This window comes from Novosphingobium sp. P6W, assembly GCF_000876675.2.
Classification (GTDB): domain Bacteria; phylum Pseudomonadota; class Alphaproteobacteria; order Sphingomonadales; family Sphingomonadaceae; genus Novosphingobium.
In genome coordinates this window covers 1,513,397-1,534,925 of sequence record NZ_CP030352.1, presented here as the reverse complement: position 1 = coordinate 1,534,925, position 21,529 = coordinate 1,513,397, and the positions used below count along the sequence as shown (strand labels likewise).

Sequence of the window (21,529 nt, the reverse complement as noted above, 5' to 3'; positions counted from 1 at the left end):
TCCGCGCGACCCGATTGATCGCCAATGGACATAATACCAACGTGCATTGATTAGAACCCATGAGCCCATTGTCGCAGACCGATAGACATGATGCGCCAAGGCTGATCGACAAGCTTGTTCCAGGCGAAGCAGCAGTGATCGACGATGTCGTCATAGGATGAGAAGATTCGGTTCGACAGCCAGTTGTCGCGCATGAACTGCCAGACGTTTTCGACGGGGTTTAACTCGGGGCATCTGGGCGGAAGTGGCAAGAGGGTGATGTTGTCGGGCACGACGAGTTCCGCCGAACCATGCCATCCGGCTTGATCCAAGAGCAGAACGGCATGCGCTCCCGGCGCGACGTGGAAGGCGATCTCCTCGAGATGCATGCTCATGGCCTCGCTGTTGCAGCGGGGCATTACGATGCCAGCCCCCTTGCCTTCAGATGGGCAGATCGCCCCGAAGATCCAGGCCGAGGCCCGGCGTTGATCCTTGGGCGCAGATGGCCGGGTTCCTCGCCGCGCCCAGCGGCGCGTGAGCTTGGTCTGCTGGCCGATCCGAGCCTCGTCTTGCCACCACAGCTCTATCGGTGTGCCTCTGGGAAGGGTCTTTCTGATTTTTGCCAGGCGGGCTGCGAATGTTTTTTAAAATCGGCGATATCGTCGTCCTTCTGGCCATGATGGCGGGGCCGAGCGGTGAGCTTGCGATAGCCCATCGCCCGCAACTCCCGCCCCAGCGTGAAGCGCGTAACCGACAGCCCGAACTCGTCCCATATCCACTGGGACAGATCTACAAGCCGCCAGCGCACTACACCATGAGCCGCAGGGATCGGGCCAGCCTCAACCTGCTGCGCCAGACGCGCACGCTGTTCGTCGTTCAGGATCGAGGCTGGGCCGGGCGCCTTGCGCGTGGCCAGCCCCTCGGCGCCGACTTCATTGAAACGCAGCACCCAGTCCCTCACGATCTGTAGCGTCACGCCGGCCATCCTGGCCGCATCACTCCGGCTCCCGCCATCTAGGATCAGCGCCAGAGCCAGCAATCGCCGAACCTGGCCGGGGTCATCACATCGTCGCGAAAATCGGCGCAAATCCGCCGAAGTGAAATCTGATCGAACACCAATCGCCGCCGCCATCGCAAGCCTCCTCGTGCTTGCTCCGGTGAATCAGAAAATTAGCAGCTTGGGAATCCCAAGCGTGAGTCAGCACCAGCGCTCATTGGTATAAGGGACAAGCGCCGCCTTAGCGCAACGTCACATGGCCTAAAAATCTGACATTGCCCCCAATGCAGTTATCACGTCTGGCAAAAAAATAATTCTCACGCAAGACGTTAGCTTAATTGTCAGACTGTACGCAGCGAGCGCTGTCTGCACTGTAAATGCGTGAACGAATTCTTACGCGAAAGTACGGCAGCCGCCCTCTTGCAGCCATCCACCTGCTCCCAGGGGCCGCACCACAGCTGCGGTTCAAGCCGGCTTGCTATGCGGTTCGTCCGTACCGTCTCCGATGGCTGCGGTGATGTGGTCCGCCGCTGCCGTCGCTTCGGCGATCAGGGCGCGCAAGGCGGTCGCGGTGTCGCCTAGCAGCCGCGCGCTTACGGGCAACTCGCCATTGACGAAACGCCGCAGAGCCCGCTCGTCGATACCCAGGCGCCGCGAGGATGCGGTAACGCCGCCAAATACCTGAATACAATGGGCAAAGTGGTCACGCAGATCCTGGGCGGGGACTGATGCGGTCATTGATCTTCCATTCCTGTAGGCGGCTATGTTCTGCACGCGGCATTCGGCAAGGCAGGCGCGCCCGTCAACCCCGGAACGACTTCTTCTACCGGCCCACGAAAAAGGGGCGCCTCCTTGCGGACGCGCCCCTCTGCCTGTCGGATCGAAGACCGATCAGTAGCGGTAGTGGTCCGGCTTGAACGGGCCGGCCTCGGGCACGCCGATGTAGTCGGCCTGCTTCTTGGACAACACGGTCAGCTTCACGCCCAGCTTTTCGAGGTGGAGCGCAGCAACCTTTTCGTCGAGGTGCTTGGGCAGCACGTAGACGCGGTTTTCGTACTCGGTGCTCTTGGTGAACAGTTCGATCTGCGCCAGCGTCTGGTTGGTGAAGCTGGCGGACATCACGAAGCTGGGGTGGCCGGTGGCGCAGCCCAGGTTCACCAAGCGGCCCTTGGCGAGGATGATGATCTGCTTGCCGTCCGGGAACGTGACGAGATCGGTGCCCGGCTTCACTTCCTTCCACTCGTAATTGTCGAGCGCCGAAATCTGGATCTCGCTGTCGAAGTGGCCGATGTTGGACACGATCGCCTTGTCCTTCATCGCGGCCATGTGCTCGCCGGTGATGACGGCTTCGTTGCCGGTGGCGGTCACGAAGATGTCGGCGCGCGTGACGGCGTCTTCCATGGTGACGACCTCGTAGCCTTCCATCGCCGCCTGCAGTGCGCAGATCGGATCGACTTCCGTAACGAGGACGCGGGCGCCGCCGTTGCGCAAGCTGGCGGCAGAACCCTTGCCGACATCGCCGAAGCCGGCGACGCAGGCGACCTTGCCGGCCAGCATCACGTCGGTGGCGCGGCGGATCGCGTCGACCAGCGATTCACGGCAACCGTAGAGGTTGTCGAACTTCGACTTGGTGACGCTGTCGTTCACGTTGATCGCGGGGAACGGCAGCTTGCCTTCCTTGGCGAGGTGGTAAAGGCGGTGGACGCCGGTGGTGGTCTCTTCCGAAACGCCCATGATCGCCTTGACCGAAGCGGTCAGATAGCCCGGACGCGCCTTGAGGAAGGCGTTCAGCGCACGCACGAACTCGATTTCCTCGGCGTTCGAAGGCTCGAACAGGGTCTCGCCGGCTTCGACGCGCGCGCCCCAGAGCGCGAACATGGTGGCGTCGCCGCCATCGTCGAGGATCAGGTTGGCGGTGAGGTCGGGGTTCTCGTCGGTCGCCCAGTCGAAGATCTTGCCGACGTAGTCCCAGTAGTCGGACAGGCTCTCACCCTTGATCGCGTAGACCGGAATGCCGGCAGCGGCGATGGCAGCGGCGGCGTGATCCTGCGTCGAAAAGATGTTGCAGGTGGCCCAGCGCACGTCGGCGCCGAGCGCGACGAGCGTCTCGATCAGCACAGCGGTCTGGATCGTCATGTGCAGCGAACCGGTGATGCGCGCGCCCTTGAGCGGCTTGCTGTCGCCGAATTCGGCGCGCAGGGCCATCAGGCCCGGCATCTCGGTTTCGGCGATGTCGATTTCGGTGCGCCCGAAGTCGGCAAGCGACAGGTCGGCGATCACGTAGTCTTGAATGGCGGTCGAGGCAGTGGCCAAGGGAAAGCTCCTGGGGTTTGTCACGTCGGCGCCGCACACGGGACGAACCCCGAGCGCAGCGCCGACAATGACGCTTCCCTATCGTTTCCACCCGCCGGTGGCAAATATAAAGATATCTTTATATGATTGCCGCACGTTGAATACGCGCCGTTCTCAGCGGCCGGCCAGTGCCAGCAAAGGACGCGGCTGGCGTTCGAGAAGCTGCCCGGCCACTTCAACCAGCGTCTCGCGGCCCTGTACTGCGGCCAGTCCCTGCGCCACCTGGTGGAGTTCGTGGCACGAGAGCCAGGGGTGCCCAGCGCCATATTCGTTGGCCATGACGACACTCATCTTGTCGAGCGCCTTGACTGCCCCCTCCTCGCCCGCCTCTACGGCGAGTTGAGCGCGCAATTCACCGTTTGCTTCGTTGAGTTCGGTCATGTGGCTGCTGGTGAAGCGGCCGTAGTCTTCCATGAAATTGTCTTCCGTGGTGCGGCAGCGCAGGCCGGTGACCATCAGCATGATGTCCATCCGGCGCAGCTTCTGCGCGTCCCCCGCCTCGGCATGGGCTGGCATTGCCAGGCCAAGGCTGCAAGCCATTGCCGCAGCCGCTGAAAACCAATTTTTGCCTTTATGTTCAAAATTGCACATTTTGCCGTTATCCCCGCAAGTTAATACCCGCAAGAACACGATGACAACGTTTGCATTTACCTATTTCTGAAAGGTCATCCTGAATCGAAATTTACCATCGGGGTTACGCCGTTTTAGGGGCGAATTTGCCACATGCGGCCCCTTCCAGCGCTCAGTAGTGACCGCAGCCCTGCGATTGGTAAAAGAAAATTCACGGCTCCTAACGCCCGGGAAAGCAGAGTTCTGGACACAACGCGCCGTCCACGCCTCTGCGCCCGTACCGCGCATCCAAACGCTTCACCCGAGTCGAGGCACAGATTGTCGGCCGTCAACCTGCGGCGCAAATTTCCCATCTCCCAGCCGTTGCCGCTGCGCCGCTCCGCCCTATATCTCCCGCGACGCTACTGCCCCCTGAACGAAAGGACGAATTCATGACCATCGCCGTTGGAGACAAGCTGCCTGACGTCAAGTTCATCAAGGTCGGCGAAGGTGGTCCCGAGCCGGTCCAGAGCGCGGACTTCTTCGCAGGCCGCAAGGTTGCGCTGTTCTCGGTCCCCGGCGCCTTCACGCCGACCTGCTCCGCCAAGCACCTGCCGGGCTTCGTCGACAAGGCGGCAGACCTCAAAGCCAAGGGCATCGACGAGATCGCCTGCACCGCCGTCAACGATGCTTTCGTGATGGGTGCATGGGGCAAGGCTTCGGGCTCGTCCGACGTGACCATGCTGGCCGACGGCAATGCCGACTTCGCCAAAGCCGTGGACCTGGTGATGGACGGTTCCGGCTTCGGCATGGGCACGCGCGGCCAGCGCTTCTCGATGGTCGTCAATGACGGCGTCGTCGAGCAGATCAACGTCGAGGCTCCCGGCACGTTCGAGGTTTCCTCGGCCGACTACATGCTCGGCCAGCTCTGATCCTCAGGACCGGTTGATCGCAAGAGGGCGGCCTTTCCTTCAGGAAGGGCCGCCCTTTTCGCATGGTGCGCAGTCATCGGCAGGGCGTTGGAAGGCCCGCCCGCCTTGTCGCCCACCTGCACCCAAGTTAGCACTACGAAAACAGGCTCACTTCGGGAAACAGCATATGTCACGTTCGGTTATCGTCACCGGTGGTTTCGGCTTTCTGGGCGACGCGGTGGCGCAGGCCTTCGCACAGGGCGGCGACAAAGTGGCGCGGATCGACTTTGCGCCCGAAGCCAGAAGCGCCCTGCCCGGCGCGCTCGACATCGGCGGGGTCGACCTGACAGATGCCGCGTCGACCGGAGCGGCGCTGGCCAAAGTTACGGCGGCGCATGGCGGGATCGACGTTCTGGTCAATGTCGCCGGAGGCTTCACCTGGGAAACACTGGAAGGCGGCTCGATCGAGTCCTGGGCGCGTATGCAGTCGATGAACCTGCTGACGGCGGCCACGATCACACAGCTTGCCTTGCCCGCGCTAAAAGGCTCTACGGCGGGGCGCATCGTCAACATCGGTGCCGGCGCCGCAAACCGGGCGGGCGCCGGAATGGGCGCATATGCGGCATCGAAATCGGGCGTCCACCGCCTCACCGAAGCACTGGCCGAGGAACTGGCGGAAACCGCCGTCACGGTCAATGCGATCCTGCCCAGCACGATCGACACCCCGGTCAACCGGGCCGACATGCCAGATGCGGATTTCTCGACCTGGGTGCAGCCGGGCGCCATTGCCGACGTCATCGGCTTCCTCGCTTCGAACAGTGCACGCGCAATCAGCGGCGCGCTGATCCCGGTGACCCGCGGCGGCTGAATTTCAGAGCCGCCGGGGAACGTAGACGACGATCCCGTCGCGCGACCAGATGCGGCGCCACTCGCGGCTATGGGCCAGTTCTCCGGCAAGCGGAGCGTTGTGCGTCGCATCGAGGACAAAGGCCGCCGGCTGCCATTTGTGCACAACGTCGACCAGCGGGACGATGCCGTTCTCGATCCCGCCGTTGTACTGCCACTCCTTGCGCGAATAGCGGTAATAGCGCCCGTCGTAGGCGACATGCCACGCCGGATAGCCGGCATCGATGATCGCGCCGCCGAAGGGGAAATCTCCGTAGACAGTGCCCCGCACGCCTTCCTTGCGCAGCCGCTCCACAGCGGCCAGCGGCAAGGTCGAGGCGAAACGCGTAGGTGCCAGCAGCGGCGCGAACAGGGTGACAAGGAGGATGGGGCCTACCACCCTTACCGTGCCCCAGCCGCCACCCATGCCGCGCTTATCATCAGGCTCGGCGCCGGCGCGCGCGATGACGGGGACCATTGCCACGGCCCAGAACAGCACGAACCGATAGGCTGTGATCGTCATCAGCAGCAGGCCGATCGCCGTTGCCAGTTCGCCGGCATCGATCCGCCGACGATTGCCCATGACCAGCCGCGCGGCCAGCAAGACCGTGACCAGCACCGGCACCGCATTCAAGCGATTGCCGGAAATCCAAAGGGGCAGCCACTCGCTGGCGCCGATGGCGATGCTCGCTTCGGCATTCGTAGCGGAAGTCTGGATGATCGAAATTCCGTCAGGCGTCGCGAAAACCGCCGCCGCGCCGATCAGTGCCAGAACGCTCGTCGCCACCGGCACGGTGCGGCTACGGTCGCCCACCCAGGCAATCCAGCCCGGCAAGGACGCCAGCCCCATCGCGATGACGCCCACGCTGACCGAGGGGTGCAGGTTCTGCCACGCCACCAGCAGCGGCGCGCCCAGCGCGATTGTCAGCAGCGGGCGCAGACCCAGCCGCTGAAGGGCCAGCAGCAGCCCGAAGCACAGGCATGCGAAACTCTGCGGGCGAATGCTCGCGGTCGGCAGCGCGGCGATGAAGGTCAGGACCAGCGCCAGCATGACCGCAGGCATCGCCGCACCGCGCAATCGGCAGGCGGCAGCCACGGCCCAGAAGCCGCCGAGCCAGCACAGGGCATCCACCACGCGCAGCAGGTCCCAGCCGCCGACCCGCCGTGCCAGCGCCATCAGCGCCTGCCCCGCCCAGGCCACCGATGGCATCGGATCGCCCAGGTGCAGCGCCGAGAAAGGCTCATGCGAGATCGGTCCCGGGCGGTCGAGGATCAGCTCACCCAGCTTGAGCTGCCAGAAGATATCGACGTCCCACACGGAGCGCAGCAGAAGCCACAGCAGCATGGCAGCCGGGACCAACGCCAGCAGTATGCCTGCTGCGTGCACCTTCCTGCCCGGTGTGCTGCGAATGTGCTCGATCATCTGCCTGTATGCCCCAGAAACATGCGTCTCTTGCCGCAGCCGCCTGCGTGTTCAAGCCCTCATTCGGGGCAATCGGGGAAACAATGTCGGTTCAGTCCCTCTGCCGGCTCTCGGTAAGGACCTAACGCGCAGCCCGCCATGCCGCGTAGCCAGCGATGAGTTCGGGATATTCGTCCAGCTGCGGGAAGCGATCATAGCGGCGCTCCACCTGGGTATGGACCCAGGACAGCTTATCGGCCGCCTGCATTTCCACATAGGGGTAGAACGCCCGTGGATCGTCGAGCAGCGTTGCGCGCACATTGATGAAACCCATCGCCGGGTCGACCCTGGTAAAGACCCAGGACTTGCACCAGGGGCAATGGTGGTGGTGCGCCTCGTCGCCGTGAAGGCCGCCGACCTCGGGCTCTCCCGACACCAGCTCGAAGCCGCCGGAGGGAACCGAAATCGTCGTCGAGAAAGCGCTCGCGGTCATCCGCTTGCAGCCCGAGCAGTGGCAAAGGCTTTCGATCAGGGGCGGCGCGGTCAACCGGAAACGTACCTGCCCACAGCGGCAACCACCCTCCAGAACCTGCGCCTGTCCCATCACATCCTCTTTCGCCGATCAGTAACCCATCAGGCTGAGCACTTCCTTGCGGGAACGTTCGTCCTCAAGGAATGTGCCCATCATCCGGCTGGTAATCATGCTGACGCCCGGCGTACGCACGCCCCGCGCGGTCATGCAGGCGTGGTTCGCCTCGATCACCACGGCCACGCCCTGAGGGTTCAGGTGCTGCCAGATGCACTGCGCCACTTCGGCTGTCAGGCGCTCCTGAATCTGCAACCGGCGCGCAAAGCCATGCAGCACACGCGCCAGCTTGGAAATGCCCACCACATGGTCGCGCGGCAGATAGGCGATCGCTGCCTTGCCGATGATCGGCGCCATGTGATGCTCGCAGTGCGACTGGAACGGAATGTCCTTGAGCAGCACGACTTCGTCGTAGCCGCCCACTTCCTCGAAAATGCGGGAAAGATGGACCGCCGGGTCTTCCTGATAACCCTGGCAGTATTCGAGCCATGCCCGCGCCACGCGCTTGGGCGTGTCGACAAGGCCCTCGCGCGTCGGGTCGTCGCCCGCCCACTCGATCAGCGTGCGGATGGCGTCCTGCACATGTCCGGGGACTGCGGGCTTGCCGAGAGGTCCATCCTGCGGATCATCGTCATCGTGACCGACCAGACTGCTCATCCCTCGTGTTCCTTTTCAATCTCTTCATCAGGCGCATACGCATCAGCCGTCCGTTGCGCCGGAACAACCCACGTCGCTCGATAGGCTCGAACATTTCGCCGGGGCGTTCCGGATCGAGCACCCCGCTCTTGCCGATTGCTCTTTCAGCTTCCGACAACTGTTTCAAGGGCAAGGGTTCGAGATATTTGCCAGTGCGCGGTGTCGCCCGGTTGAGCGTATCGACCATCGCCGCCATCGAACCGTGCCGCGCGATCCCCGCCGCCACTTCGCCTTCGGCGATGCCGCAATGCTCTGCCAGCAGCCGCAGGCGCAGCCCGGTGATCGTATTGCCCACATGCGCATTGGCCGGACGCGCGGCGTCGATGAAAACATCGCACTCGCTGTCCAGCCCCATCGAACGGTTGTTCATATTCGCCGAACCCACGCGCAGGATTTCGTCGTCGACGATCGTCAGCTTGGCATGGACATAGATCGGCGTCCCGTCCGAGGCGGACGGGGTGAAGATGCGGAAACGGCCGGAATGATCGGCCTTCTGCAGGGTTTCGACCAGTTCGACGCGGGCGGTGTCCATCGCCTGCTGTTCCAGCCAGCCATCGGCGGTAACCGGGTTGACGATGAAGAACTCGGGCGGCTCGTCCTCCAGCAACCGTTCGCAGATGGCCTCGGCGATGGCGCGCGAGGCGAAGTACTGCGTTTCGGCATAGATGAAGCGTCTCGCGCGGCGGATCTGTTCGACGAACAGCTGCTCGATCTCGCTGATCTGCGGGCAATCACCATATTCGGCGCGGGTGCGGGCAATGCCGACCTCGACGTTCTCGAATTCGGGACGCAAGCTGGCCGGCCAAGGCGATTGCTGCTGCGGCCGGCATGGGGCAAGCTCGTCCCCGCCGGCAATCTTCCAGCGCTCGCGCCCAAGCTCGCCCAGCGCGGCGGCCACTTCGCCTTCCAGCAGCATGGTGACGTCGTGCCAGGGGCCATAAAGGTGCCCGGTCGGCCGGCGGCGGCGCGGATCCTTGGGAATATGGTCCGGCGTATCCCAGCGGTCTGAGGTCATGTCGATGCCCCCGCAGGCCGCCACGGTATCGTCGACCACGACGATCTTCTGGTGATGGCTGCAACCGATCGGGTGCGCGGAATCGAACTTGAAGTCGATGCGCGGATGCTTCGCCCAGCGCGCCAGATCGAACAGCATGGTGCCGCGGAACATGTACTTCACGACCGCGAAGTTCCATTTCAGCAGCAGGATTTCCAGCCCCGGCTTGCGGTTCACCAGCCACAGCATGAAGGAGCCCAGGCGCGCGGGAAATTTTCGGTGCCGGCCACGCTGCCACCAGCGTCTGCCGGATGTCAGCAGGATGCGCGAATCGAAGTCCCAGCCGACCATGAAGATGCGCTGCTGCGCCTCCTCCATGACCTCCCGGATCACCTCGAAATAATCGGCAGCGTCAATAACGACATGCGCTCGGCGTGCCATCGCATAACGCCACACGGAGGGCGAAACCGCGTCGTCGTGCCGCGTTCTCGCGGCATCATTCTTACTTGGCAGGGCATCCTCAAGGGTGCCCTCCGCCGCAATCTCGTCCATCGATAGCCCTGCTGGAGTGTCCACCACGCGCCCTTAAGCCATCAGCCCCGCGAATGTTCCCTTTGACACACATAAGCTGCTCGATTGTGTGCTGGCAGGCCGGTGCGCTTTGACCCATCCCGGCAGGTGATTCTCGGTTAACGGGACCGGACAAGGATCAGGATCGGCTGAAAACCGCGCATTTTCCACAAGCTCGGGGCCGTTCATCGCGCTTATGGGGCGATTCGCCCCTTGTTCCGGCAACCGTTCACCTCACCGCGCATTCGGCTCCCTATAGTCTTTCACCACCCCATCTGCCGACCCGCGATACCGATCGCGGCGGCGGTCCCGGCCATGCCGGATGGGGTCTGTGTCCGGGTACTTTTCGTGATCCCGGACCGCCTTTCACGCCCCTGACAGGGGGTCTGTCCCGAGGCCGCCCTCCCACGGCCCCGTAAAGAAGGAGTACGCCATGAAGAAAACCATCATCGCCGCCGCGATTGCCGCCGCAAGCCTGGCTCCCATGGCCGCAATGGCCCAGGCCGCTCCTGCCCCGGCAGCAGCCGCTTCGGCTACGCCGACGGTAGGCGCCAAGGTCTTCGACGCCGAGGGCGGCGAAGTCGGCAGCGTGGAATCCGTCCAGGGCGACGTCGTGACCGTTTCCACCGGCACTGCACGCGCCGGCCTGCCCACCAGCGCGTTCGTAACACGCGAAAAGGGCCTGACGATTGGCATGAACAAAGCCCAGCTCGAAGCGGCCGTGAATGGTGCCAAGGCTGAGAACACGGCTGCCAAGGACGCCGCCATTGTCGCCGATGCGCCGATCAAGAGCAGCGACGGCGCCGTCGTCGGCACCGTCTCCAAGGTTGAGGGTGACAACGTAACCGTAGCACTCAGCAACGGTTCGGCCGCCGCCCTCAAGAAGTCCTACATCGGCCTCGGCACCGACGGTTCGCTGGCTCTCGGCATGACCGCCGCAGACTTCGCCAAGGCAACGCAGGCCGCCGGTTCGGCTCAGGCCAGCACGGACGCCGGCGCGGCCGCAAGCGGCACTGCTGCCGCCAGCGACACCACTGGCCAGTAAACGAAGCTTGCTTCCCATCGCGCCTTCGGGCGTGATGAAATGGGGCCGGGACGCGATGTAAAGTCGCCTCCCGGCCCTTTTTTCGTCTTGTAGTCGAAGAGCCGGGCATACGCCGAACGCACGCGCGAAGCGGGGTTTCGCCTTGCAATACCCGGCGTGACTGCCCCAATGGGATCGCGAGCCCTTCCAAAGACGCGCGAAGCCGCGTCGCCTGAACAGCGAGCGGACCCACCTTGACCCTTCTGGAACGCGCCCGAGCTTTCTTCCTCGCCGTCCCCGGCATCGACGGATCGCTCGATCTTGCGCGTCGCCGTGCAGCAACAGGGATCGGTGCGGTCCTGCTGGGCCTTGTCGCCATCGCGTTCGCCTGGGCGGGTGATAGCGCACAGAAGATCTTCCTCCAGTTCGCCCACGTTCACCCTTATGCGCCGCTCGTTCTCACCCCGCTGGTATTCGGGGCGGTGGTGCTTATCACCCAGCGATGGACGCCCGCCGCGCGCGGTTCGGGCATTCCGCAAGTGATGGCAGCGGGGCAGGACCTCGACCTTGCGCGCACGCCGATGCTCTCCATGCGCACGGCCATCGCCAAGCTGTTGCTGACAGTGACGATGATGCTGGGCGGCGGCTCGGTCGGCCGTGAAGGCCCCACGGTGCAGGTCAGCGCCGCGATAATGGTCGCGCTGCACCGGATATTCCGCGTGCCCGTCACCTCGGGCGTGCTCATCGCCGGCGGCGCGGCGGGCGTCGCCGCAGCCTTCAACACGCCGCTCGCGGGCGTCGCTTTCGCGATCGAGGAACTGGCCGCCGCATTCGAGCAGCGGGTTGCCGTGCTGGTCATGGCCGCCGTCGTCGTCTCCGGCCTCGTCAGCCTCAGCATCGCGGGCGATTACGTCTACTTCGGCGCGATGCACCAGACGCTGGTGATCGGCTCGGTCGTGGTGGTCGCCCCCATCGCGGGCATCTTCGGCGGCGTTCTGGGCGGCATGTTCTCGCGCACGCTCCTCGGCTTCGCGCGTAGCACTCACCCGTGGTTCCTCACCGTCCGCAGCCGCCCGGTCACTGCGGCTGTCGTGTGCGGGCTGATCGTCGCGGCCGTCGGTATCCTGAGCGGCGGTTCGACCTGGGGCACCGGCTACGAAAGCACACGCGCCATGATCGAGGGGCAGGACGGCGTCTCCGCGTGGTTCGGCCCCGCCAAGTTTCTCGCCACGGCCGCCACCGCCGTCTCAGGGGCGCCTGGAGGCATCTTCGCCCCCTCGCTCTCCGTCGGTGCCGGATTCGGGCAACTGCTGTCCTATGTCTTCCCTGACGATCCAATGCCCGCGGTAGTGCTGCTGGGGATGACCGGATATTTCGTGGGCGTGACGCGCGCGCCGCTTACAGCCGTGATCATTCTTATGGAAACGACGGCGAGCCGGGGCATGATCGTGCCGCTGTTCCTCACCGCGATCATCGCCGACGCCGTCAGCACGCTGGTCTGCCGGGAAAAGCTGTACCACGGCCTGTCGCGCGGTTTCACCACAAAGACCGCCGCCCCGGCATCGACTGCCTAAGGCGGAGGGCAACAGCGCCTCGAAGCGGCAACCTGAACCTGGAACTGAAACGAAAAAACCCCGCCACTGGCGGGGTTTCTTTGTAACGGTGGTGCACCCAGAGCGATTCGAACGCCCGACCCTCAGATTCGTAGTCTGATGCTCTATCCAGCTGAGCTATGGGTGCACAGTACCATTTTTCCAACACACGAAATGTACCGCAACCCAAAAGGGAAAGTGGTGCACCCAGAGCGATTCGAACGCCCGACCCTCAGATTCGTAGTCTGATGCTCTATCCAGCTGAGCTATGGGTGCGTTGGAGGTGGCCCTTTAGGAAGGGAATCGGACGGGGTCAACGCCTATATCGCGCCTTCTGCCTGGAAAATGCATTAACCGGCAGAAAGGTAGCGCCCCAGCGCCTCGGCGAGCGGATAATCGAGCGGCGGCATAGACAATGAGGAAATCGCCTCAGGCGCCGTCCAGGCCAGCTCAGCCGCCTCCAGAGCGCTCGGCACGCCCTGCCATATACGGCATAGATAAAGGAGTATGACCAACGGGCGTGACGGCCCCTTGCCGCCCTGCTCCGCCGGCACCGTATGCCCGCTGGCAAAGCCCACCGCTTTCAGCGCGGCAATATCCATCGTGATGCCCAGTTCCTCGGACAGTTCGCGGACCGCCGCCCGCTCCGGCGTTTCGCCCGGATCGACCTTGCCTCCGGGAAATTCCCATAAGCCGCCATGCACGGCCTCGAAATCGCGCCGCTGCATAAGGACTGTGCCATCGCCCGCCCTCAGCGCCACGGCAACCACCAGCATGGGTGTCGGAAAATTTTGCAGTCGAACCTCCAGCCTTAAAGGCAATTTAACGCACCGGTGCGATCCCGGCCTCCACTTGCGGGAATTATACGGTGAACATGCTGCTGCAGCGCATCCTTTCGACGATCACGAAAAGCGAACGCGGCACGTCCTCGGTCGAATATGGGCTGATCCTCGCGTTCATCGTCCTGATCGTCCTCATCGCCATACAGGCGACCGCTACTCAGACCGTGCAATTGTGGATCGATATCGCGTCGAAATTTTCTGCGGCACAGCCAAAAATCTGAACTCACCGCAAGCAGGGAACAATTCAGCTTAAACCTTTGTCAACGATTGCACTGTAGAGAACAAATTGTCCAAGGCGCAGAAGAGAGACTGAAGCGAGGCGGACCGGGTACACTAGACTGCTTTATCAGGAGACAATTCATGAAGTTTCTCGCCAAGCTGCGCCGCAACGAAAAGGGCGCCACCGCAATCGAGTACGGTCTGATCGCCGCTCTCATCGCAGTTGCCGCCATCGCCGCCATGCAGGGCATGGGTTCGCAGCTGATGTCGACCTTCAACAAGACTTCGTCGAAGATGTCTGAAGGCATCAAGTAATAGCCGATTACTGGCAATTACACGAATTCGGGGCGGCAGGGAAACCTGCCGCCCTTTTCGTTTGTCTGCGATACCTGCATTAAGCACGGGAAAACCGGGCCTGCTCAGTAGGTAACGAGCTTCACCTTCTGGCCCGGCGTCAGTGCCGAATTAGCCTGAAGCCCGTTCAGCACCAGGAAGCGATCCACCCGCGCATCGGAATAGGCCATTTTTGCGGCAAGAGACTGCACGGTGTCGCCTGCCTTTACAGTCACGACATCGAGCAATCGGGGCTTCACACTGCCGGCATCGGCCGCAGAGACGCGCCGCAGCGAGCGGAACATCGGGGTGAAGACCTCCGCCCCTCCCTGCTGTGCCAGCGCCACGAAGTGATAGGCCTGCCCGTTTCCGAAATCATAGGCGAAGACCACCACATCGACAGTGCCGCTTGAAGACTGCACCCGCGCCGTCCCATAGGCAGCCGGGATGCCGTTCACCGTGGTCTTTTCGATGGCGGTCGGCGTAATTCGCGCCTGATTCGATTCGGTCAGCCCGGCAAAGACCGTGCCGATGTACGAATCGAGAGTGCCGCTGAGCTTGCCGCCGGAAAATTGCGCCTTGCCCGAGGTTCCGCTGATCGACACCGAACTGGTGCCGTTGACCATGAAAAAGCCATCGGGGGCATCGAAGGCGAAACGCAGCACCGGATGCGTGAACTTCCGGCCGTCGACCACGCCCTGCTTGGGGTCGTCGCCATACACCAGACCGTCGATTCGGCTGAGAAACGCATCGCGGTTTGTGGCGCCCGTCGCCGAATTACCGGCATACGTCATCGCCGTGCGCACGCGTGACGCGGGATCGGGGTGGGTCGAGGCCCATTCGGGGGTTTCGCTTGTCCCGCCGCGCAGCTGCGCTTCCAGGGCGTTCTGCCGCGCCAGGCTTTCCAGCACTGTCGCCATAGACCGTGGATCATAGCCCGCGCGCTTGAGGTAGGTGATGCCCAGCTGGTCCGCCTGCAGTTCCTGCGAGCGTGAGAACTTGAGCGTCAGCAGCTGCGAACCTTGCGAAAACACCTTCTGGCCAAGCTGCCCGAAGGCATTGTCGCCCAGCACCGCCCCTGCAAGCACCGAGCCGAGCAGGCCGATGATCTGGTTGCGCTGCGCCGCCTTCTGCCGCTGCGCCGAATGGCGCGCGGCAACGTGGCCGACCTCATGCCCAAGCACCCCGGCGAGTTCCGCTTCGTTGTTCATCAGGGCGGTCAGCTGGCGCGTAACGTAGACATAGCCGCCGGGTATCGCGAAAGCGTTGTTCACCGGCGAATTGAGCAGCGTTACCGTAAAGTCGCCAGCCGTATTCGACAGCCCCGACTGCAATGCGATCTTCTTGCCGACCTGCTCGACGTAGCTGGCCTGCGCGCCGGTGACCGCGCCGCCGAACTCGGCCAGCAGTTCCGGGTGGGCCTTGGCGCCCTGCGCCTTGTCGGAGGGGCTGATGGCATAGACTTTGGCCGCCTTGGCAGCCTGCGCATCCAGCGGCGCCGGTCCCGCCAGCGTGACCAGCAGGCCCACAGCGCCCAGCGCGGTGGCCCCGCGCAACCTAGCCCCCCCGCGCAGCAATGTTTTCGAGGCTCGTTTCAATTCGATGGCCATGTCGCTTCCCTTCCCTGCGCAAAACGCCGCCGCTTTGCGTTGGCTCTCAAGTATTCTTCCCGTGTCGAAGAACGAGGCAACAATTGCCTTGTTCCGTCCGCCTACTGCACCTTGCCGCCCGCCAGCGGATGTCGCGCGTTGACCAGCGCAACCAATCGGGCGCTGTCGACATGGGTGTAAATCTGGGTCGTCGCGATATCCGCGTGGCCCAGTAGCATCTGCAACACGCGAAGATCCGCCCCGCCTTCCAGCAAGTGCGTGGCGAAGGCATGACGCAGCACGTGCGGCGAAACACGCTCGGGATCGATCCCGGAACGCGCCGCCAAGGCCCGCAGCAATTGGAACAATCGCACCCTGGTCAGGTGACCGCTCGCCCCGCTCGACGGGAACAGGTAGCGCGAGGTGCCCTTTCGCACCAAAAGCCATCGCGACAGCACGGCCTGCGCGCGGGTGCTGACCGGCACCATGCGCTGCTGCCCGCCTTTGCCGGTGACATGGAGGAAGGGCGCATCGCGCGGCACCGCCGTCAGCGGCAGCGAAACCAGCTCCGTTGCGCGCAGACCCGAACCATAGAGCATTTCGAGAAGCGCCAGCAGCCGCACGGCATCGTGATGCTCGCTGACCGCCTCCTCGTCGGCAGTGGCGAGGAAACGCTCCACTTCCTCATGGCTAAGCAGGCGCGGCAGGGGGCGGCGGGTGCGCGGGCGCGGCAGGGCGGGCGATGGATCGTCGGCGCGCAGCCCCTCGTCGATCAGGAAACCGTAGAACTGGCGCAAGGCCGAACAGCGCCGCGCAAGGCTGGAGGCGGCAAGCTGGCTCCACGCCGAACCCAGCCGCTCCAGTTCTTCAGGCTGCGCCGCCGCGACATCGCCCAGCACTTCACGCGCCGCTTCCAGGTCGCGGCGATAGGCGGCCAGAGTGTTCGCCGCCGCGCCGCGCTCGACGGCCAGCATGGCGAGGAAGCGTTCGGGGAGATCCTCTCCCGTCACCCGCTCAGACCCGCGCCACCGCTTCGGCAGCGATCATCCGGGCTTCTGCATCGAGGCCAACTTCGCGCAGGGCCGAGACGATGTGGAACAGGAAACGCGGAGTCATGCGCTGCCAGTCGTCGCCCTGCATCCCGAACCCGGCAAGCAGCACCACGCTGGCGGCATCGCCGCGCCGGGCCGCACTGTCGATCGCCTGGGTCCAGCGGGTGGTTCCCCCGATGCTGGCCCCGGTTTCGCCGGAAACACGCTCAGCTTCGCCGCCGTCGATCCGGCCAAGCCCCGCAAGACCCGCGACAAGGAAGGCCGACCGGCGCTTGTTCACACTGTCGTCGTCGTCGACATAAGTACCGACCGTGCCGGAATCGACCGTGGGCCCGCGTCCCGGCGCCGCCAGCACAAGCAGGCCCCACCCGCGCGAACCGGCATTGACCACGTTCGCCCAGCGCAGGGCATTGGCATCGTAACCCGCCGCCAGCATCGAAGCGATCAGAGATGGGGCGCTGTCCGCCAGCGCGGCGCTGGGCGCCATGCGCGCGGCGGCAGCGGCCGTCAGCACTTCGCGCGAATACTTCAGCGGCCCGCTGATGTTCCAAAGCGCCTGCATCGCCGCAAGGCGGGCAGCCGGATCTTCCTGAGTATAGGCATCACGCAGGGATTCGGCGCGGTCCTGCCATTCACCGGTCACATCCGGGTCGGCGTAGATCTGCGAATAGAGGTCTACCATCGCCGCGTTGGACAGCACGCCCGCGGCCCCGGCGCGGTCTGCCGCTGCAGCCCGGCGGGCAAGGCCCACCATCGGCGCCAGCGCTGTGACATAGTCATAGGACGGGCCCGCGCTCTTCATCAGTGCGGCAGGCGGCTCCAGCCCGACGCCGATCGCCAGGCCATAGCGCCACGACGTCAGCCCGGTCACCTTGTCCCACTCGATCGTCACCGCGCGGCGCGATTTGCCGGCCGCGCCCGCGTATTTCTGCGCGAGCAGCATGTCGATCTGGTCCATCGTCCCGCGATTGCGATCACGCTCCAGCCGCGAGATCGAGGCAGTGCTATTGCCGCGGAACGCCTCGCAGATGGTGCGGGTCACGCCCCATGCCGGATCGTCACGCAGCGAACCCTGCGTCGCCATGACCGGGCACATGCCCGTGAAGTCGGCGTTCCTCGAATAGACGTCGAGCACCACCGCACCGATCGCCGGGTTATAATCGGCGATATCCATGTCCTGCAGCACGGCGCGCGCGGCGTCGGTTTCGCCCATGCGCAGCAGCAGAGATACGCGCAGCGCCAGGAAGTCCTGCGCGCTCATCCCGCGCGGCGGCTGCAGGCGCGAGGCCAGCGCCCGGCGCAGCAGGATGTGTCCCCAGCGCGAAACGAGCATGCCGCGGTTACCCGAGAGCGCAACCTGGATCAGACGACCGTTCTGGATCGCCAGCGAATCGGGGGCCAATCCGCCCTCTTCCTCGTCAAGCAGCCCGGCCTGATCGACCGAGCGGCGCGCCTGCGGCGGCATGTCGATCACGATCTTGCTGCCCAGCAGAGCCTCGAAATCCTCCGGCGACATGCGCGCCAGTTCGTCGAGCGAGGGCACGCGCGTCAGCATCCCCTGATCCTGCGCCTGCACCAGCGCCGGAACTTCCGGCGTCCCGGTCGGGATGGCCTGCACCATCGGCGTCGAGACCGCGCGCGGCGCCGAAGACGACGGCGCGCTGCTCGGCGCCGCCGGGCGCGGCGCTGCGGGGCGCGGCGCGGCCGTGCGCGAGGGCGCCGGCTCATCGAACATCTTTGGAAGCAGCGATTCGGGTGCGTCCTGCGCCGCGACCCAGACCGAGGTCAGCGCCAGCGCGGCACCTGCGAGAAGGTAAGCCGCCCTCATTTCGCAAGCTCCGGTAGCGGAACGGCGATAGTCTGGTGCGCTACCGGCTGAACGCCCGCGTCCCTCCATGCGGCGACGCCCAGGGCGACCACGGCGAGCGGAACGGCGATGGCGATTGCTCCTGCAAGCCTGCGCCTGCGCTTCATGATCGTCACTCGTCTTCCTTCATCATGCCCGATCTTAACCGTGCTTGCGCTGCGACCTAGCGCAACTATAGGCGATCGGGCAATGGACGTTCAACAGACCCGATTTTCCACGCAGGAAATTGCGGCGCTCGCCCGCCGTATCGACCGCCCGATCGTGCTGGTGGGCATGATGGGTGTCGGCAAGTCAAGCGTGGGCAAACGCCTCGCAACCCTGCTTGACTGCCCCTTCGTCGATGCCGACGACGAGATCGAGCGTTCGGCGCAGATGACGATCCCCGAAATCTTCGACACTTACGGCGAAGACTATTTCCGCGATGGTGAACGCCGGGTTATCGCCCGCCTTGTCACCGAGCGGGCTAATTCGGGCAAGCCGCGAATCGTCATCGCCACCGGCGGCGGCGCTTTCTGCAATACCGAAACACGCGCACTGATCCTCGCCAACGCCATCACCATCTGGCTCGACAGCGAGGTCGATACCCTGGTCGAGCGTACTGCCCGCAAGGAAAACCGCCCGCTGCTGCGCGGGGGCGACCCGCATGAAATCCTCGGCCGCCTGCGCGAAGAACGCGCGCCGCACTATGCCCAGGCCCCCATCCATGTGACGAGCGGCAGCGGGCCGCACGTCCAGACGATCAACAAGGTCCTCCAGGGAATTTCGCAATGGCTGTGATCCCCGTCGATATCGCATCGCGCCCCTACGAAGTGCGCGTGGCCGCCGGCCTGCTGGCCGAACTCGTGCCCAATTGCCGGGGCAGGCTGCGCAGGCGCGGCGTGCCGATCATCACCGACTCCAACGTCCACGCCGCCTGGGGCGCCGTGGTCGAGGCATCGTTGCGCGACAATGGTCACGAACCGCACTGGCGCATCCTGCCTCCGGGCGAGAAAACCAAGTCGTGGGAAGAACTGGCCGCCACGGTGAACTGGCTGCTCGCCCTCGAAGTGGAACGCGGCGACCATATCATCGCGCTGGGCGGCGGCGTCATCGGCGATCTCACCGGTTTCTGCGCCTCGGTTCTGAAGCGCGGCTGCCAGTTCATCCAGGTGCCGACGACCCTGCTTGCGCAGGTCGATTCGAGCGTGGGCGGCAAGACCGCGATCAACACCCCGGCGGGCAAAAACCTAGTCGGCGCCTTCCACCAGCCCTCGCTGGTCCTGGCTGACCTTTCGGCGCTGGACACATTGCCGGAGCGCGAACTGCTCGCCGGCTATGCCGAAGTGGTGAAGTACGGCCTGATCGACGACGCCGATTTCTTCGCCTGGTGCGATGCCAATGCCGCGAAGATGATCGCCGGCGACGGCGCTCTTCGCGAGTATGCGGTGGCCCATTCGGTGGCGTCCAAGGCCCGCATCGTCGCCGAGGACGAGTTCGAGACGACCGGCCGCCGCGCCCTGCTCAACCTCGGCCACACGTTCGGGCACGCGCTGGAGGCCGAAACCGGCTTTTCCCAGCGCCTGCTGCACGGCGAGGCCGTTGCGCTGGGCATGGTCCTGGCCGCGCGCTATTCCGCCCGCCGCGAACTGATGCCGCGCGCCACTGCCGAGCACATTGCCCGGCACATCGCCGAAATCGGCCTTCCCGCAAGCCTTCCCGCCCTGGGTATGGACTGCGAAGGCGCGGGCCTTGTGCGCCACATGCTGCATGACAAGAAGATGGACGCGGGCACCCTGCCCTTCCTGCTACTCAAGGGCATCGGCCAGACCTACCTCGACAAGCAAGTTTCCCTGGACGACGTCGCCGCTTTCCTCGACGAGGAACTAACGCGCACGGCGTAACATCGGGACAGGCAGTTTAGGCTGCGTGGGCGAATACCATAGCGCTAGGAGTGGCGGACTCACGCCATTTTTCGCCACGAGCTGACTATCCGGTTACGCCCGTTGCGGCAGCTAGGAGGGCGTTTGATCAATCGGCTGAGCTGGCGTCTAGCGTTTCTGCCGCATGGACTCGAACATTGCCGTAGGCATCAGCTTAACATGAACTGCCCCCTGATCTCCGATCCCGTGGCGAACAACTTGGCGAGGTGCTTGAAGGGAGACCAGCATGTAGCCATCAGGTGCTTTTGAGACGAATAACATGTCCACGTCCGAACCCGGCGTGGTGTTCTCTTGGATCATTTGAAATCCGCCAGCTTTGAGGAGGTAAGCCACTTTTGTGCGCACCTCTACTGTCTCACTGGTGTCAGCGAGAACAACATGGCAAGCGCCCGGGCTGTCGCCGATGCCAACCAATACCTCTTTTGGCTGCGATTTCAGGCGAAACCAACTCGGGACACGACTGAAGTGCGCCCGAACAGTTGCAGGAACATCGGAAGCGATCTCGAGGCCGAGACTTTCGGCATTCTCTGGTGTAGGCGGCTTACCCCTAGCTGCTTGAAAACACACGTCTGGTATGGTGTTGAAGAACCGAACTGGCAGGTCCGGGGAAGCGCTCGCCATCGTAGGCAACGAAATGCTGGCAACAAAAAACGCTCCGCCGAGCAATGTGAGCTTCCGCATCTGCATCTCCTTTGAGGCTGGATTATCACGCGAATACTAACTGCCCGTAAAACGAATATCTGCTTTTCGTGAAGGCCGCTTCTGAACACTCCGTCCGCTAACCGCCTATTCTCGACCTTCAGCCTGCGACGACGGCTTCACAACAGCGGTGGACTGCACGACTTATGCTTGCCCGCGCCGCCTAAGCAACATCCATCAACCCGAACTTGTCTGCCCGCGCGATAGCCTGGGCTTTAAGACAGCGATACAAGCCGCAGCGTTGCTTATGACCGTCGAAGCGCCAGACGCGGGGAACGCGATCCGGCCCATGCCCGTTCCTTGTATGGGTTCCTCGATTCTATCGCGTTACAGCACGGCCGGGGGGCCGTTACGCTTCGCGTGAATCCCCCGGAGCGTACCGGAGGCGGCAGGCTTTGTCGGGGCCTGCCGCCTTACCCGCCTCGGGAACATCGAAAATTGACGGCATTACATCGACGTGACATTGCTCGCG

Annotated in this window: 22 protein-coding genes and 2 tRNA genes; 8 read left to right on the top strand and 16 right to left on the bottom strand. The window is 64.0% G+C overall.

The genetic code is table 11. The features are described 5' to 3' along the window. Positions 1–50: 50 nt before the first annotated feature. The 4 genes from TQ38_RS07445 to TQ38_RS07430 form a co-directional block, all read right to left on the bottom strand. A protein-coding gene (locus TQ38_RS07445) for an IS630 family transposase (RefSeq protein WP_240197987.1) occupies positions 51–1,111 on the bottom strand; the annotation gives its coding sequence in 2 pieces (ribosomal slippage) (positions 51–619 and positions 619–1,111; 1,062 coding nt in all). A gap of 330 nt (positions 1,112–1,441) precedes the next feature. Next, the gene (locus TQ38_RS07440; protein ID WP_043975354.1) at positions 1,442–1,714 is read right to left on the bottom strand and encodes a hypothetical protein; all 273 of its coding nucleotides are present in this window, start codon (positions 1,712–1,714) and stop codon (positions 1,442–1,444) included. Positions 1,715–1,867: 153 nt separating this feature from the next. Next, on the bottom strand, positions 1,868–3,289 hold the full coding sequence (gene ahcY, locus TQ38_RS07435; RefSeq protein WP_113941895.1) for an adenosylhomocysteinase: 1,422 nt from the start codon (positions 3,287–3,289) through the stop codon (positions 1,868–1,870). A 153-nt stretch (positions 3,290–3,442) separates the two neighbouring features. Further along, the gene (locus TQ38_RS07430) at positions 3,443–3,868 is read right to left on the bottom strand and encodes a hypothetical protein (protein WP_052505695.1); all 426 of its coding nucleotides are present in this window, start codon (positions 3,866–3,868) and stop codon (positions 3,443–3,445) included. Between the two features lie 461 nt (positions 3,869–4,329). Between TQ38_RS07430 and TQ38_RS07425 the strand changes: the two genes are divergently transcribed. Further along, entirely contained in the window at positions 4,330–4,809 is a 480-nt protein-coding gene (locus tag TQ38_RS07425) for a peroxiredoxin (RefSeq protein ID WP_043975357.1), read from the top strand. A 166-nt stretch (positions 4,810–4,975) separates the two neighbouring features. Next, positions 4,976–5,656: an SDR family NAD(P)-dependent oxidoreductase gene (locus TQ38_RS07420; protein ID WP_043975358.1), complete on the top strand. Its 681-nt coding sequence runs from the start codon at positions 4,976–4,978 to the stop codon at positions 5,654–5,656. 3 nt (positions 5,657–5,659) lie between these two features. Here the strand turns inward: TQ38_RS07420 and TQ38_RS07415 are convergent, their stop codons facing one another. The 4 genes from TQ38_RS07415 to TQ38_RS07400 all read right to left on the bottom strand — a co-directional run bounded on the left by TQ38_RS07415 (position 5,660) and on the right by TQ38_RS07400 (position 9,792). After that, positions 5,660–7,096, bottom strand: coding sequence for a hypothetical protein (locus tag TQ38_RS07415; RefSeq protein WP_043975359.1), 1,437 nt, complete (start codon positions 7,094–7,096; stop codon positions 5,660–5,662). 121 nt (positions 7,097–7,217) lie between these two features. Then, a complete protein-coding gene (locus tag TQ38_RS07410; RefSeq protein WP_043975360.1) occupies positions 7,218–7,679 on the bottom strand; it encodes a GFA family protein in 462 nt (153 codons plus the stop codon). An 18-nt stretch (positions 7,680–7,697) separates the two neighbouring features. Beyond that, positions 7,698–8,318: a GTP cyclohydrolase I FolE gene (folE, locus tag TQ38_RS07405; protein ID WP_043975361.1), complete on the bottom strand. Its 621-nt coding sequence runs from the start codon at positions 8,316–8,318 to the stop codon at positions 7,698–7,700. Beyond that, positions 8,293–9,792: a phospholipase D-like domain-containing protein gene (locus TQ38_RS07400; RefSeq protein WP_240197986.1), complete on the bottom strand. Its 1,500-nt coding sequence runs from the start codon at positions 9,790–9,792 to the stop codon at positions 8,293–8,295. Before TQ38_RS07400 ends, folE begins: the two co-directional genes overlap by 26 nt. A 562-nt stretch (positions 9,793–10,354) precedes the next feature. Between TQ38_RS07400 and TQ38_RS07395 the strand changes: the two genes are divergently transcribed. Both TQ38_RS07395 and TQ38_RS07390 read left to right on the top strand, forming a co-directional pair. Continuing rightward, the gene (locus tag TQ38_RS07395) at positions 10,355–10,966 is read left to right on the top strand and encodes a hypothetical protein (RefSeq protein WP_043975362.1); all 612 of its coding nucleotides are present in this window, start codon (positions 10,355–10,357) and stop codon (positions 10,964–10,966) included. 233 nt (positions 10,967–11,199) lie between these two features. Continuing rightward, positions 11,200–12,519 (top strand): chloride channel protein, encoded by a 1,320-nt coding sequence (locus tag TQ38_RS07390; RefSeq protein ID WP_043975363.1) that lies wholly within the window; start codon positions 11,200–11,202, stop codon positions 12,517–12,519. 89 nt (positions 12,520–12,608) lie between these two features. Here TQ38_RS07390 and TQ38_RS07385 read toward each other — a convergent pair. The 3 genes from TQ38_RS07385 to TQ38_RS07375 all read right to left on the bottom strand — a co-directional run bounded on the left by TQ38_RS07385 (position 12,609) and on the right by TQ38_RS07375 (position 13,313). Next, a tRNA-Arg gene (locus TQ38_RS07385) sits at positions 12,609–12,685 on the bottom strand. A 51-nt stretch (positions 12,686–12,736) separates the two neighbouring features. Beyond that, positions 12,737–12,813 (bottom strand) — tRNA-Arg (locus tag TQ38_RS07380). 74 nt (positions 12,814–12,887) lie between these two features. Beyond that, positions 12,888–13,313 (bottom strand): (deoxy)nucleoside triphosphate pyrophosphohydrolase, encoded by a 426-nt coding sequence (locus tag TQ38_RS07375; protein ID WP_043975364.1) that lies wholly within the window; start codon positions 13,311–13,313, stop codon positions 12,888–12,890. Between the two features lie 92 nt (positions 13,314–13,405). On the opposite strand from TQ38_RS07375, the gene TQ38_RS07370 reads away from it, so the two are divergent. Further along, positions 13,406–13,600, top strand: coding sequence for a Flp family type IVb pilin (locus TQ38_RS07370; RefSeq protein WP_370059790.1), 195 nt, complete (start codon positions 13,406–13,408; stop codon positions 13,598–13,600). A gap of 139 nt (positions 13,601–13,739) precedes the next feature. Further along, positions 13,740–13,913: a Flp family type IVb pilin gene (locus tag TQ38_RS07365; RefSeq protein WP_043975365.1), complete on the top strand. Its 174-nt coding sequence runs from the start codon at positions 13,740–13,742 to the stop codon at positions 13,911–13,913. A gap of 104 nt (positions 13,914–14,017) precedes the next feature. Here the strand turns inward: TQ38_RS07365 and TQ38_RS07360 are convergent, their stop codons facing one another. From TQ38_RS07360 to TQ38_RS29915, 4 genes are all read right to left on the bottom strand, one after another. After that, entirely contained in the window at positions 14,018–15,541 is a 1,524-nt protein-coding gene (locus TQ38_RS07360; protein WP_052505698.1) for a M48 family metalloprotease, read from the bottom strand. Positions 15,542–15,642: 101 nt separating this feature from the next. Then, positions 15,643–16,530, bottom strand: coding sequence for a tyrosine recombinase (locus TQ38_RS07355; RefSeq protein ID WP_255417965.1), 888 nt, complete (start codon positions 16,528–16,530; stop codon positions 15,643–15,645). Positions 16,531–16,534: 4 nt separating this feature from the next. Beyond that, a complete protein-coding gene (locus TQ38_RS07350) occupies positions 16,535–18,400 on the bottom strand; it encodes a hypothetical protein (RefSeq protein ID WP_043975367.1) in 1,866 nt (621 codons plus the stop codon). Next, positions 18,397–18,555 carry a hypothetical protein gene (locus TQ38_RS29915; protein ID WP_162792217.1) on the bottom strand — a complete coding sequence of 53 codons (159 nt, stop codon included), beginning with the start codon at positions 18,553–18,555 and terminating at the stop codon, positions 18,397–18,399. Before TQ38_RS29915 ends, TQ38_RS07350 begins: the two co-directional genes overlap by 4 nt. A 73-nt stretch (positions 18,556–18,628) precedes the next feature. Between TQ38_RS29915 and TQ38_RS07345 the strand changes: the two genes are divergently transcribed. Together TQ38_RS07345 and aroB are read left to right on the top strand one after the other, a co-directional pair. Beyond that, positions 18,629–19,216 carry a shikimate kinase gene (locus TQ38_RS07345; RefSeq protein WP_043975368.1) on the top strand — a complete coding sequence of 196 codons (588 nt, stop codon included), beginning with the start codon at positions 18,629–18,631 and terminating at the stop codon, positions 19,214–19,216. Continuing rightward, on the top strand, positions 19,207–20,319 hold the full coding sequence (gene aroB / locus TQ38_RS07340) for a 3-dehydroquinate synthase (RefSeq protein WP_043975369.1): 1,113 nt from the start codon (positions 19,207–19,209) through the stop codon (positions 20,317–20,319). Before TQ38_RS07345 ends, aroB begins: the two co-directional genes overlap by 10 nt. A 147-nt stretch (positions 20,320–20,466) precedes the next feature. Here aroB and TQ38_RS07335 read toward each other — a convergent pair whose 3' ends face one another. Further along, positions 20,467–21,039: a hypothetical protein gene (locus TQ38_RS07335; protein WP_162792216.1), complete on the bottom strand. Its 573-nt coding sequence runs from the start codon at positions 21,037–21,039 to the stop codon at positions 20,467–20,469. Positions 21,040–21,529 lie beyond the last annotated feature (490 nt).